Origin of the sequence: Rhodococcus sp. WB9, assembly GCF_007558985.1 — a bacterium.
In the GTDB taxonomy this organism is placed as follows: Bacteria; Actinomycetota; Actinomycetes; order Mycobacteriales; family Mycobacteriaceae; genus Rhodococcus_F; species Rhodococcus_F opacus.
The window spans coordinates 5,495,001-5,508,034 of record NZ_CP041769.1 but is presented as its reverse complement, the minus strand read 5'-3'; the positions used below and the strand labels follow the sequence as shown (position 1 = coordinate 5,508,034).

Sequence of the window (13,034 nt, the reverse complement as noted above, 5' to 3'; positions counted from 1 at the left end):
ACTGAGCGGCTGAGTCCGGTTCCGGTTCACGTCTTCGAACGGCGAAGGCGACCCGGCGACCATTGAAAGGGACACCATGAAGTCAGGCATTCACCCCAACTACGTGGCCACCACCGTGGTCTGCGGTTGCGGAAACACCTTCGAGACCCACAGCACCAAGGAGACCGGACGTATCAACGTCGAGGTCTGCTCGCAGTGCCACCCGTTCTACACCGGCAAGCAGAAGATCCTCGACACCGGTGGACGTGTCGCCCGCTTCGAGGCTCGCTACGGCAAGCGCGCCGGCAAGGGCGCAGCCAAGGAATCTGCAGAGTCCTAGCTGTTTCGCCGACGCCCGTCCTGCGATAATTGCAGGCCGGGCGTCGGCTTTTTTGTGCCCATTCCCGAAAGAAACGCAGAGCGGAGCGAATCATGGCAGGGACCACCCAGCCGTCGGCCATCGACGACATCCTGGCCGAACATGCCGGCCTGGAGCAGCAGTTGGCGGACCCGGCCCTGCACAACGACGCTTCCGCGGCCCGCAAGGCGGGCAAGCGATTCGCCGAGCTCGCGCCGATCATGGCGACGTACACCAGGCTCAAGTCGGCGCAGGACGATCTGGATGCCGCACGCGAACTCGCCGCCGACGACTCCAGCTTTGCCGCCGAGGTACCCGAACTCGAGGCGCAGGTCCTGGAACTCGACAAGACCCTCACCGACCTTCTGGCCCCCCGCGATCCCCACGACGGTGACGACGTGGTGCTCGAGGTGAAGTCGGGGGAGGGCGGCGAGGAATCCGCGCTGTTCGCCTCCGATCTGGCCCGGATGTACGTGCGGTACGCCGAGCGTCACGGCTGGCGTGTCGAGATCCTCGACGCGACGGTGTCCGATCTGGGTGGATACAAGGACGCGACGCTGTCGATCAAGTCGAAGGGCGATGTGCGTGACGGGGTATGGGCGCGACTGAAGTTTGAGGGTGGTGTCCACCGCGTGCAGCGCGTGCCCGTCACGGAATCGCAGGGACGCGTCCACACGTCCGCCGCCGGTGTCCTCATCTACCCGGAACCGGAAGAGGTCGAGGAGGTGCAGATCGACGAAACCGATCTGCGCATCGACGTCTACCGCTCCTCGGGCAAGGGTGGTCAGGGTGTCAACACCACCGACTCCGCGGTCCGGATCACGCACCTGCCCACCGGAATCGTCGTGACCTGCCAGAACGAGCGCTCACAGCTGCAGAACAAGGCCCGCGCCATGCAGGTGCTGGCCGCGCGGCTGCAGGCCGCCGCCGAGGAAGCCGCGGATGCCGAGGCGTCGGCGGGCAGGCAGAGTCAGGTGCGCACCGTCGACCGTTCGGAGCGCATCCGCACCTACAACTTCCCGGAGAACCGCATCACCGATCACCGGATCGGTTTCAAGTCCCACAACCTGGATGCGGTCCTGGACGGCGACCTCGATGCTCTGCTGGACGCCTTGGGCAAATCGGACCGCGAGGCGAGGCTCGCCGCGGAGTAACCGCGAAGCGGGACCGCGCCACCGGACGGCGAGCCGCGTGGCAGTCTGTACCTGTGAGTCGCCTTCCTCTTCGCCTGGCCCTGATCGACGCAACTGCGCAACTCGACGAGGCCGGGGTGCGTAGCTCCCGTGCGGATGCCGAACTGCTCGCGGCCCACCTGCTGGGGGTGGAGCGGACCCGGCTCGGCCTCGTCCCGCTGGTCGACGAGTCGGTGATCGACGCCTACAAGAAGATGGTCGACCAGCGCGCCAAGCGGATTCCGTTGCAGTACATCCTCGGTACCGCCGCGATGGGGGACATCGACATCGAGGTCGGCCCCGGGGTCTTCGTGCCGCGTCCCGAGACGGAACTGCTGCTCGGCTGGGCGCTCGCGTTCCTCGGAAGCTGCGATCAGCATCCGCCGGTGGTCCTCGACCTGTGCACCGGGTCGGGCGCGCTCGCGCTCGCGATCGCCAATGCCCGCCCCGACGCCGTCGTGCACGCCGTCGAACTCGAACCGCACGCTCTCGCGTGGGCCCGGCGCAACGCCGATGCCCGCGAACAGGCAGGTGACGCACCGATCCGGCTGTATCAGGGCGACGTGACCGATCGGACGTTGCTGGCCGGGCTCGAAGGCGGCGTCGACCTGATCGTGGCGAACCCGCCGTACATCCCGGAAGGTGTCGAGCTCGAACCCGAGGTGGCCGACCACGATCCGCACAGCGCGCTGTTCGCCGGACCGGACGGTCTGTCCGTCATCAAGCCGATGATCTCCAACGTCGCGCGCTGGTTGCGGATCGGGGGAGCGGTCGGCATCGAGCACGACGACTCCAACGGGTCCGACGTGGCGGCACTGTTCGCGTCCCGCCGGGTGTTCGGCGAGGTCGCGGAGCACCCGGACCTCGCAGGCAAGCCGCGCTTCGTGGTCGCCCGGCGCGTCGCAACGGATATCGAGGCGCGGCGTGCAGGGGCCGTCGCCGAGGGTGAAAGAATGGGCGGGTGAGTACCGTTTACGACTGTGGCCTTCCCGATTCACGCTCCGCCGGAATGAGTGCGGCCAAGAATGCGCTGAAGGCCGGGCGGCTCGTCGTGCTCCCCACGGACACGCTGTACGGAATCGGCGCGGACGCATTCGACAGCGAGGCTGTCGCCGCCCTCCTGCGGGCCAAGGGTCGCGGACGCGACATGCCGGTTCCCGTGCTCGTCGGCTCGTGGAACACGATCGACGGCCTGGTGTACAGCGTCCGCCCGCAGACGCGCGACCTCATCCGGGCGTTCTGGCCGGGCGGGCTGAGTCTCGTTGTGGAACAAGCGCCTTCGCTGGCGTGGGATCTCGGCGACACCCGGGGCACGGTCATGCTGCGCATGCCGCTGCACCCGGTCGCCCTCGAACTGTTGCGTGAAGTCGGACCGCTGGCGGTGTCGAGCGCGAACGTCTCCGGGCAGCCGCCCGCGACGACGGTGGAGGAGGCGCGCGAGCAACTCGGCGGATCGGCGAGCGTGTACCTCGACGGTGGTCGGGCCGAGCAGGGGCAGGCATCGACGATCGTCGACCTCACCGGTGCGACCCCCCGGATTCTGCGTGAAGGTGCCGTGCCCACCGGCGATGTCGCCGACGTGCTCGGAGTGACGGCGGAGAGCCTGTCCGCCCAGTGAGTGCTGCCGAATCGGCCGGCGTGGCGCTGGCCCAAGCAGGTGGGGGCGCGGGTGTCCCGCTGCGTGAACTCCTGCTCGTCCTCTTCACCGCTGCGGTGGTCACCTACCTGGCCACCGGGGCCGTGCGGCTGTTCGCACTCCGGTTCGGGGCGGTGGCCGTGCCGCGGGACCGCGACGTCCACGTCACTCCGACGCCGCGCCTCGGCGGGGTCGGCATGTATCTCGGAATGCTCGTCGCGTTGTTGTTCGCGCAGCAGTTACCTGCCCTCACCAGGGGATTCGAGTTCACCGCCGACATACCCGCGGCCCTGGTCTCGGGGTTCGTGATCGTGCTGGTGGGTGTGGTCGACGACCGGTGGGGCCTGGACGCGCTCACCAAGTTCGTCGGCCAGGTCACGGCGGCGGGGATCCTCGTCGTGATGGGGGTGAGCTGGTTCATCATCTATATGCCGTTCGGGGACGGCAGCACCGTCATCCTCGACCAGCTCCAGGCCGGTCTCGTCACGGTGGGTGTCGCGGTCGTGATGGTGAACGCCATGAACTTCGTCGACGGCCTCGACGGCCTCGCGGCGGGCCTCGGTCTGATCTCCTCGCTCGCGATCTGCGTGTTCTCGGTGGGGCTTCTGCACGATCAGGGCGGCGACGTCAGCGCGTATCCGCCCGCGCTGATCGCCGCGGCGCTGGCAGGTGCGTGTCTCGGATTCCTGCCGCACAACTTCCAGCCCGCCAAGATCTTCATGGGCGACTCCGGCTCCATGCTGATCGGCCTGATGCTCGCGGCCATCTCCACCAGCGCGTCCGGTCGCATCCCGCTGACGGCGTACGGCACCCGCGACCTGCTCGGACTTCTCTCTCCGCTGCTCCTCGTCGGTGCCGTCATGTTCATCCCGATCCTCGACCTGCTGCTCGCCGTGGTCCGGCGCACCCGTGCGGGGGTGAGCCCGTTCAGTCCCGACAAGATGCACCTCCACCACCGGCTCCTGCAGATCGGGCACTCGCACCGTCGCGTCGTGCTGCTCATCTACTTGTGGGTCGGTGTCCTGGCGTTCGGCGCGGTCGGATCGGCCCTGTTCGACCGTCGCGTCGTCGTCCTCCTGGTTGCGGGAGGCCTCGTCTTCGCGCTGGTCGTCACGGCCGTTCCGTCGATTCGCGGACAGCAGCACGACCGTCGCGGCTGACCGGAGGGTTGCGGCGGACCGGCGAAGATCCACTACCCTTGGCGACCGTGACGTTCACCCCCGCCTCCGCCCCTGATCACACCGCATCGTTGCGGGCTGCCGTCCGCTACGGAGTTCTCGGTCTGATCGTGCTGGCAGTGGTCGGCTCGATCATCGCGTTTCTCGTCGCGGGCAAGCCCGGTCTGTACGGCGCTCTTCTCGGTGCGGCAGTCGGGGGAGGGTTCATCCTGTGCACCGCACTGGGTGTGCTGTTCACCGCGAAACTTCCGGCCTTGACGGCGGGAGCGGTACTGCTCGGTACGTGGTTGTTGAAGATGATCCTCGCGATCACGGTCCTGGCGATCCTCAAACCGCTCGACTTCTACGACAAGACGGCATTGGTGCTGGTCATGGTGCTGTCGCTGGTGATCGTGCTGGGGGCGGAGACGTTCGGAGTTCTGGGAACCAAGGCGCCGTACGTCGAGCCCACGCCGTCGGACGACGCCGGATCGCCGGAATCGGACGATAAGTAGTACTACGAGATGTAGTAAAATTGAATCGACCCGGACCCCGTCTACACAACGTCGTAGATGACTTGCTAAGGTCTGGGTCAAGCGAGAGCAATGAGAGTGCGAGTAAGTTACTCGCCGGTATTGCATGCTTGTAGGTGGCCGCGCTTTCAGGGCCGCCGAGTCGACGAGAGTCGCCGACACCGACAGACGCTGGACTCGATCAGTCCGCAGCAGCTGACGAATACGCGAGTCGAGCTTGTCGACTTGTTTGATCGTCAATGTCCGATCGAACCGCAGTCAACGAAGGCTGCGGACCGACTACGGGAGAGAACGCTGAGCGTCATCAACGTGGCTGCTGGAGAAGAATTCCACGCGCCTTCCCTGAACGACTTCTTCCCGCCCGCGGTCCTGTTCGAAGGGACTCCGTTCGAACTCGACCGCCTGATGCTGGTTCGCATCCTGCTGTCCGGACTGATGATGCTCTTCTTCGTCATCGCGATGCGCAGCCCGAAGATCATTCCGCGCGGTGTCCAGAACATCGGTGAGATCGCGCTCGACTTCGTCCGGATCAATATCGCGGAAGAGATTCTCGGCAAGGAGCAGGGCAAGCGCTTCCTGCCGGTCATCACCACCATCTTCTTCCTGGTGCTCGCCAGCAACCTCGGCAGCATCATCCCCTTCATCAATATCTCGCCGAACGCGCGAATCGGCATGCCGCTGGTGCTCGCCGCTCTGGCGTACATCGTGTTCAACTACGTCGGCATCAAGAAGTACGGCTTCTTCAAGTACGTGAAGAGCAGCATCGTGGTCCCCGGTGTTCCGCTTCCGCTGCACTTCCTGCTCGTGCCGATCGAGTTCATCTCGACGTTCGTCCTCCGGCCGTTCACCCTCATGGTTCGTCTCATGGCCAACATGCTGGCCGGCCACATCCTGCTGGTGCTGTTCTTCAGCGCCACCCAGTACTTCTTCTTCGTCTCCGGTGGCTTCCAGGCCGTGTTCGGTGTGGCCTCGCTTGCCGCCGGCATTGCATTCACCTTCTTCGAACTGCTGGTGATCTTCCTGCAGGCCTACGTCTTCGCGCTGCTCACATCGGTGTACATCGATCTGGCGCTGCACGCGGATTCGCACTAGCACCACAAGTTTTCACGACCAGCTACACCAAGAACTGAGCCTCCCGCCGAATCCGGCGGAGGTCAACAGAAAGGGAACGGAACACCATGAGCCTCGCCTACCTCGCTCAGGAAGCTGTCCAGGAAACCAACTCGACGGGCTTCGGAGCCATCGGCTACGGTCTCGCCGCGATCGGCCCCGGCATCGGCGTGGGCATCGTCGTCGGTAAGGCGATCGAGGGAATGGTTCGCCAGCCCGAGATGGCCGGACAGGTTCGTACCACGATGTTCCTCGGTATCGCCTTCACCGAAGCCCTCGCGCTGATCGGCCTCGTCGCCGGCTTCATTTTCTAAGACCGTCATGGCAGCCAACATCGCATTGCTCGCGGCAGAGGAAGAGAGTCACAACCCTCTCCTCCCCGCGACGTATGACATCGTTTGGTCGATCGTCTGCCTGGTCATCGTTGGTTTCGTCTTCTGGAAGTACGTCCTTCCGATGTTCCAGAAGGTCCTTGCCGAGCGAACCGAGCAGATCGACGGCGGCATCAAGCGGGCCGAAGAAGCCCAGGCCGAAGCGAAGGCGGCGCTCGAGCAGTACCGCGCCCAGCTCGCCGAAGCTCGCACCGAGGCTGCGCAGATCCGTGAGGACGCGCGCACCCAGGGGCAGCAGATCATCGCCGAAATGAAGGCACAGGCTCAGGAAGAAAGCGACCGCATCGTGGCCGCCGGCAACAACCAGTTGGTTGCCCAGCGTCAGCAGATTGTCGCCGAACTGCGCGCCGATCTCGGCCGCACCGCGGTCGACCTCGCTGAGAAGGTCATCGGTGAGTCCCTCGCCGACGACGTCAAGCGGGCCGGCACGGTCGATCGCTTCCTGAACGAGCTCGACACCATCGGCGCAAATTCCGCAGCAGGGAAGTGAGCACCATGTACGCAGCGAGCCGTGAGGCCTTGACGCAGACCCGTGCTGCGTTGTCTTCGGCCTTGGGATCCGTCTCTGCCGGAGCAGCCACAGCGGCCGCGGCCCAGATCGGGGCCGAGCTGTTCTCGGTCGTCGAGGTCCTGGACGAGCAGCGCACTCTCCGGAGTGCCCTGTCGGACACCTCGACGCCCGGGAACGTTCGCGAAGGTCTGGCCGAGCAGGTATTCGGTGGCAAGGTCTCGGCCGAGACCCTCGCCGTCCTGAAGGCGGCGGTGGGCCAGGACTGGTCCGTCACCTCCGACCTGCTCAACTCGCTGGTGCTCGTCGGTCGGGAATCGTTGCTGAAGGCAGCGGCCGATCAGGGACAGCTCGACGCTGTCGAGGACGAGCTCTTCCGCCTCGGCCGCATCGTTGCCGGTGACCCGAAGCTCGAGCAGGCACTGTCCGACCGTTCCGTGCCGGCTAAGAGGAAGCGTGAACTGCTCTCCAAGCTGCTGTACGGCAAGGTCACCGCTGTCGCCGAGGCGCTGGCGACCCAGGCAGTGGGCCGGTTGAAGAACTCCGCACCCGCGGACGCCTTCGACGAACTGTCGAATCTGGCAGCAGCACAGCGGGAAGCAGTTGTCGCCAAGGTGCGCAGCTCTGCTCCGCTGTCCAGTGAGCAGTCGGATCGGCTGACCGCCACCCTCACCCGTACCTACGGGAAGCCGGTGACGGTTCACGTGGAGGTCGATCCTGAACTCCTCAGCGGCTTGGTCGTCCGGGTGGGCGACGAGGTGATCGACGGCAGCGGCGCGGGACGTCTCGCAGCGTTGCGGAAGTCCCTCAAGTAGTCCGCAACCGAACCCCATACCCCAGATCTTTTCGAAGACCAGACACCGAGAGCAGGAAAAACATGGCGGAGCTGACGATCTCCTCCGACGAGATCCGTAGTGCGATCGAGAACTACACCGCGAGCTACTCCCCGGAGGCCTCCCGCGAAGAGGTCGGCCTTGTGACCGACACCAGCGACGGCATCGCGCACGTCAGTGGCCTGCCTTCGGCGATGGCCAACGAACTGCTGGAGTTCCCCGGCGGAATTCTGGGTGTCGCGCTCAACCTGGATGCCACCGAGATCGGTGCCGTCATCCTGGGCGATTACGAGAACATCCAGGAAGGCCAGGAAGTCAAGCGGACCGGCGACGTGCTGTCGGTACCCGTCGGCGACGCCTTCCTCGGCCGCGTCATCAACCCGCTCGGTCAGCCGATCGACGGCCTGGGCGAGATCGAGAGCAACGAGACCCGCGCCCTCGAACTGCAGGCTGCCTCGGTGCTCGAGCGTCAGCCCGTCGAGGAGCCGCTGCAGACCGGCATCAAGGCCATCGACGCGATGACCCCGATCGGCCGCGGACAGCGTCAGCTCGTCATCGGCGACCGTAAGACGGGCAAGACCGCCGTCTGCATCGACGCGATCCTGAACCAGAAGGCCAACTGGGAGACCGGCGACGAGAAGCAGCAGGTTCGCTGCATCTACGTCGCGATCGGCCAGAAGGGCTCCACCATCGCGGGCGTCAAGGCTGCCCTCGAGGAGCAGGGCGCGATGGAGTACACCACCATCGTCGCCGCCCCGGCCTCCGACTCCGCCGGTTTCAAGTGGCTCGCGCCCTACACCGGCTCCGCCATCGGCCAGCACTGGATGTACCAGGGCAAGCACGTCCTGGTCGTGTTCGACGACCTGACCAAGCAGGCCGAGGCGTACCGCGCCATCTCGCTGCTGCTGCGTCGCCCGCCGGGACGTGAGGCATACCCCGGTGACGTCTTCTACCTGCACTCCCGCCTGCTGGAGCGTTCGGCCAAGCTGTCCGACGCCCTGGGTGGAGGCTCGCTGACCGCACTGCCGATCATCGAGACCAAGGCCAACGACGTCTCGGCCTACATCCCGACCAACGTCATCTCCATCACCGACGGTCAGGTGTTCCTCGAGTCGGACCTGTTCAACAAGGGTGTCCGTCCCGCCATCAACGTCGGTATCTCGGTTTCCCGAGTCGGTGGCGCCGCGCAGACCAAGGGCATGAAGAAGGTTTCCGGTTCGCTGCGTCTGGAACTGGCTCAGTTCCGTGAGCTCGAAGCGTTCTCCGCTTTCGCTTCCGACCTGGACGCCGCCTCGAAGGCACAGCTCGAGCGTGGTGCCCGCCTGGTGGAGCTGCTCAAGCAGGATCAGTACAGCCCGATCCCCGTCGAGGACCAGATCGTGTCGATCTACCTCGCCGGCGAAGGTGTCTTCGACAGCGTGCCCGTCGGTGACGTCCGTCGCTTCGAGGCCGAGCTGCTCGACGAGCTGCACCGCACCGCCTCCGGCGTGTACGAGAGCATCAAGGGCGGCAAGGCCCTCGACGCCGACAACGCCAAGGCACTGGTCGAGGCCACCGACAAGTTCAAGGAAACCTTCATCGCGTCCGACGGAAGCCGGGTCGTGAACGAGGCCGAGGCTGAAGCTCTGGACGCCGGCGAGGTCGGCCACGAGCAGATCAACGTCAAGCGCACCACCGTCAGCAAGTGAGCGGCCTGCCCATGATGCTGCGAAACATGAAGGGAGAGTGATCGATCGATGGCAAGCATTCTCGAACTGAGGTCTCGCATCAAGTCGGTCAACTCGACCAAGAAGATCACCAAGGCCCAGGAACTGATCGCGACCTCGCGCATCACGAAGGCACAGTCCCGCGTCGCCGCGGCGAAGCCGTACGCCGAAGAGATCACGAAGGTTCTGTCGGAGCTGGCGAGCGCGTCGGCTTCGCTGGACCACCCGTTGCTCAACGAGCGCACCGATCCCAAGCGGGCCGCGGTTCTGGTCGTCACCAGCGACCGCGGTATGTGCGGCGGTTACAACTCCAACGTCCTCAAGGAGGCCGAGGAGCTGTTCCAGCTGCTGCGCAGCGAGGGCAAGGATCCGGTCATCTACGTGCTCGGATCCAAGGGCTTGGGGTACTACACGTTCCGTGGCCGCGACTTGGGAGGTGCGTGGACCGGGTTCTCCCAGGATCCGGGCTACTCCGACGCTGCCAAGGCGAGCCGGCACCTGGTCGACCTGTTCATGGCCGGATCCGGCTCGGAGGTCCCCGCGCCGAACGGCGAGGGCACCATCGAAGGCGTCGACGAGCTGCACATCGTGTACACCCGCTTCGTGTCGATGCTGACCCAGTCTCCCGAGGTTCGCCGGATGGCTCCCCTCGAGGTGATGGTCTCCGAGGAGCGCGTCGAACTCGGCGAAGACATGCTGTCCAACGGTCACGGATCCAGCAACTCGGAACCGGTCGCCGGATACAACTTCGAGCCGGAACCCGACAAGTTGCTCGGTGCCCTGCTGCCGAAGTACATCAGCACCCGCATCTACTCCTCGCTGCTGGATGCTGCGGCGTCGGAGTCGGCTGCCCGTCGTACCGCCATGAAGGCGGCGACGGACAACGCAAACGAACTGGTGAACACGTTGAGCCGTCAGGCAAACCAGGCTCGCCAGGCCCAGATCACCCAGGAAATCAGCGAGATCGTCGGCGGCGCGAATGCGCTTGCCTCGAGCGCAGGAAGTGACTAAGCAATGACCGCAGCAGTAACCGAAAACAACGGGGCAGGCTCGGGTTCGTCCGTTGCCGGCCGCGTCGTGCGGGTCATCGGTCCCGTCGTGGACGTTGAATTCCCGCGTGGCGCTATTCCTGAACTGTTCAACGCCCTGCACGCCGAGATCACGCTCCCCTCGGTCGCCAAGACGCTGACCCTCGAGGTCGCACAGCACCTCGGCGACAACCTGGTGCGCACCGTCTCGATGCAGCCCACCGACGGCCTGATCCGCGGCACCTCGGTGTCCGACACGGGCAAGCCGATCTCGGTTCCCGTCGGTGACGTCGTCAAGGGCCACGTGTTCAACGCGCTGGGTGACTGCCTCGACGCTCCCGGAACGGGTCGCGACGGCGAGCAGTGGGGCATCCACCGCAAGCCACCGGCCTTCGACCAGCTCGAGGGTAAGACGGAGATCCTCGAGACCGGCATCAAGGTCATCGACCTCCTCACCCCGTACGTCAAGGGTGGAAAGATCGGTCTGTTCGGTGGCGCCGGTGTCGGCAAGACCGTTCTGATCCAGGAAATGATCACCCGTATCGCCCGCGAGTTCTCCGGAACCTCGGTGTTCGCAGGCGTCGGTGAGCGCACCCGTGAGGGCACCGACCTTCACCTCGAGATGGAAGAGATGGGCGTCCTCCAGGACACGGCCCTCGTCTTCGGCCAGATGGACGAGCCGCCGGGAACGCGTATGCGCGTCGCCCTGTCCGCGCTGACCATGGCGGAGTACTTCCGCGATGTCCAGGGCCAGGACGTGCTGCTGTTCATCGACAACATCTTCCGTTTCACCCAGGCCGGTTCCGAGGTGTCGACCCTGCTCGGTCGTATGCCTTCGGCCGTGGGTTACCAGCCGACCCTGGCTGACGAGATGGGTGAGCTGCAGGAGCGCATCACCTCGACGCGTGGTCGCTCCATCACCTCGCTGCAGGCGATCTACGTGCCCGCCGACGACTACACCGACCCGGCGCCGGCCACGACGTTCGCGCACCTCGATGCCACCACCGAGCTGTCGCGTCCGATCTCGCAGATGGGTATCTACCCCGCTGTGGACCCGCTGACCTCCACCTCCCGCATCCTGGAGCCCGGCATCGTCGGTGCCGAGCACTTCCGGGTCGCCAACGAGGTCAAGCGCATCCTGCAGAAGTACAAGGAACTGCAGGACATCATCGCCATCCTCGGTATGGACGAGCTGCAGGAAGAGGACAAGGTCCTCGTCGGCCGTGCCCGCCGTCTGCAGAAGTTCCTCGGCCAGAACTTCATCGTCGCCGAGAAGTTCACCGGTGAGCCCGGCTCCGTGGTGCCGCTCCGCGACACTATCGAGGCGTTCGACCGCATCTGCAAGGGCGAGTTCGATCACCTGCCCGAGCAAGCGTTCAACAGCTGTGGTGGACTCGACGACGTCGAGGCTGCAGCCAAGAAGATCGCCGGGAAGTAGTCGACGATGGCTGAGATGACCGTGGAACTCGTCGCTGTGGAGCGACGGTTGTGGTCTGGTTCGGCGACTCTCGTCAGCGCACAGACGACCGAGGGCGAGATCGGCGTCATGCCTGGGCATGAGCCGGTTCTCGGACAGCTGGTCGAGGCCGGAGTGGTTGCGATCACGACGGCCGACGGTGAGCGTATCGTCGCTGCTGTGCACGGCGGGTTCCTGTCCGTGACCGCGAAGACAGTCACGATCCTCGCCGAGTCAGCCGACTTGGCAGAGGACATCGATGTGGAAGCGGCCAAGGCCGTGCTCGCAGAGAGCGGAGACGATCTCGAGGCGATTGCTGTCGCCAAGGGTCGGATCCGCGCTGTAGAGCGCGCTTAGGCTGCACGAGAAAGACCGCGACGGAGCCGACGAACAGTGACAATCGGAATGACTGTGTTGATCATTCTGGTTGTGCTGCTCGCGGCCTTCGTCGCGGTCTTTTTGTATCGGCTTGCAGTACTGCGCCGCGGTGGCACCGCGGCGATCCTCCGGGTGACGCCTGCCCCGGGGGACACCGGGTGGCGCCACGGCGTCATCCGCTACGGCGAGGGTTCCCTCGTCTTCTTCAAACTGTCGAGTTTGCGTCCGGGCCCTGATTCGCGCATCGACCGTCAGGGCATCGAAGTCGCAGGTCGTCGCAGCCCGGAGGGCTCCGAATTCGACATCATGTCCGAGGAAATCATCATCCTGTCGGTCAAGGACCGCGGTAGCTCGTACGAGATCGCATTGGACGGTGGAGCGTTGACCGCGTTCCTGTCCTGGGTCGAATCACGGCCGTCCGGCCGATCGGTTCGCGGTCGCCGACTCTGATCAGGACTTTCCGGCCCCGGGCTTCCAGCGCACGTCGCCCTCGGGGTTCGCGAGCCTGCTGACGATGAACAGCAGATCCGACAGCCGGTTGAGGTATTTCGCGGGGAGTGCGTGGGTAGTCTCCGGGTTCGCGTCCACGGCCGCCCACGCAGACCGTTCGGCCCGCCGGGTCACGGTCCGCGCCACGTGCAGAAGAGCTCCCAGTGCCGTGCCGCCGGGGAGAATGAAGGAATTCAGCGGCGCCAGGCGTTCGTTCAGTTTGTCGCACCAGCCCTCGAGGCGGTCGATGTACTCGTCGGAGATCCGCAGCGGCGGGTACTTCGGTTCGGCCTCCACCG

The 13,034-nt window shown here is 65.4% G+C and carries 16 protein-coding genes (1 of these 16 only partly in view); 15 read left to right on the top strand and 1 reads right to left on the bottom strand.

All coding sequences use genetic code 11. From position 1 onward, the window contains the following. Positions 1-76: 76 nt before the first annotated feature. The 15 genes from rpmE (at position 77) to FND50_RS25665 (ending at position 12,696) form a co-directional block, all read left to right on the top strand. Positions 77-319 (top strand): 50S ribosomal protein L31, encoded by a 243-nt coding sequence (rpmE, locus tag FND50_RS25735; RefSeq protein ID WP_005252948.1) that lies wholly within the window; start codon positions 77-79, stop codon positions 317-319. A 92-nt stretch (positions 320-411) separates the two neighbouring features. Then, a complete protein-coding gene (gene prfA, locus FND50_RS25730) occupies positions 412-1,491 on the top strand; it encodes a peptide chain release factor 1 (protein WP_144287557.1) in 1,080 nt (359 codons plus the stop codon). A gap of 53 nt (positions 1,492-1,544) precedes the next feature. Next, the gene (prmC, locus tag FND50_RS25725) at positions 1,545-2,474 is read left to right on the top strand and encodes a peptide chain release factor N(5)-glutamine methyltransferase (protein WP_144287556.1); all 930 of its coding nucleotides are present in this window, start codon (positions 1,545-1,547) and stop codon (positions 2,472-2,474) included. Further along, positions 2,471-3,127, top strand: coding sequence for an L-threonylcarbamoyladenylate synthase (locus tag FND50_RS25720; protein ID WP_011594474.1), 657 nt, complete (start codon positions 2,471-2,473; stop codon positions 3,125-3,127). Before prmC ends, FND50_RS25720 begins: the two co-directional genes overlap by 4 nt. Beyond that, on the top strand, positions 3,124-4,305 hold the full coding sequence (locus FND50_RS25715; protein ID WP_144287555.1) for a glycosyltransferase family 4 protein: 1,182 nt from the start codon (positions 3,124-3,126) through the stop codon (positions 4,303-4,305). Before FND50_RS25720 ends, FND50_RS25715 begins: the two co-directional genes overlap by 4 nt. Positions 4,306-4,343: 38 nt before the next feature. Next, the gene (locus FND50_RS25710; RefSeq protein WP_007300049.1) at positions 4,344-4,817 is read left to right on the top strand and encodes a hypothetical protein; all 474 of its coding nucleotides are present in this window, start codon (positions 4,344-4,346) and stop codon (positions 4,815-4,817) included. A 327-nt stretch (positions 4,818-5,144) separates the two neighbouring features. Then, on the top strand, positions 5,145-5,927 hold the full coding sequence (gene atpB / locus FND50_RS25705; protein WP_005264492.1) for a F0F1 ATP synthase subunit A: 783 nt from the start codon (positions 5,145-5,147) through the stop codon (positions 5,925-5,927). A gap of 86 nt (positions 5,928-6,013) precedes the next feature. Next, the gene (locus FND50_RS25700) at positions 6,014-6,259 is read left to right on the top strand and encodes an ATP synthase F0 subunit C (protein ID WP_005252955.1); all 246 of its coding nucleotides are present in this window, start codon (positions 6,014-6,016) and stop codon (positions 6,257-6,259) included. A 7-nt stretch (positions 6,260-6,266) separates the two neighbouring features. Continuing rightward, the gene (locus FND50_RS25695; protein WP_105422742.1) at positions 6,267-6,827 is read left to right on the top strand and encodes a F0F1 ATP synthase subunit B; all 561 of its coding nucleotides are present in this window, start codon (positions 6,267-6,269) and stop codon (positions 6,825-6,827) included. 5 nt (positions 6,828-6,832) lie between these two features. Further along, positions 6,833-7,660: a F0F1 ATP synthase subunit delta gene (locus tag FND50_RS25690; RefSeq protein ID WP_186301153.1), complete on the top strand. Its 828-nt coding sequence runs from the start codon at positions 6,833-6,835 to the stop codon at positions 7,658-7,660. Positions 7,661-7,722: 62 nt separating this feature from the next. Then, positions 7,723-9,366, top strand: a complete 1,644-nt coding sequence (gene atpA, locus FND50_RS25685) for a F0F1 ATP synthase subunit alpha (protein ID WP_005252958.1) — start codon at positions 7,723-7,725, stop codon at positions 9,364-9,366. A gap of 48 nt (positions 9,367-9,414) precedes the next feature. After that, positions 9,415-10,395 carry a F0F1 ATP synthase subunit gamma gene (locus tag FND50_RS25680; protein WP_005264500.1) on the top strand — a complete coding sequence of 327 codons (981 nt, stop codon included), beginning with the start codon at positions 9,415-9,417 and terminating at the stop codon, positions 10,393-10,395. Positions 10,396-10,398: 3 nt separating this feature from the next. Beyond that, the gene (gene atpD / locus FND50_RS25675; RefSeq protein ID WP_005252960.1) at positions 10,399-11,850 is read left to right on the top strand and encodes a F0F1 ATP synthase subunit beta; all 1,452 of its coding nucleotides are present in this window, start codon (positions 10,399-10,401) and stop codon (positions 11,848-11,850) included. A 6-nt stretch (positions 11,851-11,856) separates the two neighbouring features. After that, positions 11,857-12,225 carry a F0F1 ATP synthase subunit epsilon gene (locus FND50_RS25670; RefSeq protein ID WP_005252961.1) on the top strand — a complete coding sequence of 123 codons (369 nt, stop codon included), beginning with the start codon at positions 11,857-11,859 and terminating at the stop codon, positions 12,223-12,225. 48 nt (positions 12,226-12,273) lie between these two features. Beyond that, entirely contained in the window at positions 12,274-12,696 is a 423-nt protein-coding gene (locus tag FND50_RS25665) for a DUF2550 domain-containing protein (protein ID WP_005571048.1), read from the top strand. Here FND50_RS25665 and FND50_RS25660 read toward each other — a convergent pair whose 3' ends face one another. Further along, a protein-coding gene (locus FND50_RS25660; protein ID WP_144287553.1) for a cob(I)yrinic acid a,c-diamide adenosyltransferase crosses the window boundary here: on the bottom strand, positions 12,697-13,034 show its 3' portion. 238 nt of this gene lie beyond the right edge of the window; the window shows 338 of its 576 coding nt (coding positions 239-576); its start codon lies beyond the right edge, outside the window; the stop codon is at positions 12,697-12,699.

Excerpts from the sequence above, each read along its gene's own strand:
- FND50_RS25695 (WP_105422742.1), top strand. The coding sequence starts at position 6,267 with ATGGCAGCCAACATCGCATTGCTCGCGGCAGAGGAAGAGAGTCACAAC.
- rpmE (WP_005252948.1), top strand. The coding sequence starts at position 77 with ATGAAGTCAGGCATTCACCCCAACTACGTGGCCACCACCGTGGTCTGC.
- FND50_RS25690 (WP_186301153.1), top strand. The coding sequence starts at position 6,833 with ATGTACGCAGCGAGCCGTGAGGCCTTGACGCAGACCCGTGCTGCGTTG.
- FND50_RS25680 (WP_005264500.1), top strand. The coding sequence starts at position 9,415 with ATGGCAAGCATTCTCGAACTGAGGTCTCGCATCAAGTCGGTCAACTCG.
- atpD (WP_005252960.1), top strand. The coding sequence starts at position 10,399 with ATGACCGCAGCAGTAACCGAAAACAACGGGGCAGGCTCGGGTTCGTCC.
- atpA (WP_005252958.1), top strand. The coding sequence starts at position 7,723 with ATGGCGGAGCTGACGATCTCCTCCGACGAGATCCGTAGTGCGATCGAG.
- FND50_RS25700 (WP_005252955.1), top strand. The coding sequence starts at position 6,014 with ATGAGCCTCGCCTACCTCGCTCAGGAAGCTGTCCAGGAAACCAACTCG.
- FND50_RS25670 (WP_005252961.1), top strand. The coding sequence starts at position 11,857 with ATGGCTGAGATGACCGTGGAACTCGTCGCTGTGGAGCGACGGTTGTGG.
- prfA (WP_144287557.1), top strand. The coding sequence starts at position 412 with ATGGCAGGGACCACCCAGCCGTCGGCCATCGACGACATCCTGGCCGAA.
- FND50_RS25665 (WP_005571048.1), top strand. The coding sequence starts at position 12,274 with ATGACTGTGTTGATCATTCTGGTTGTGCTGCTCGCGGCCTTCGTCGCG.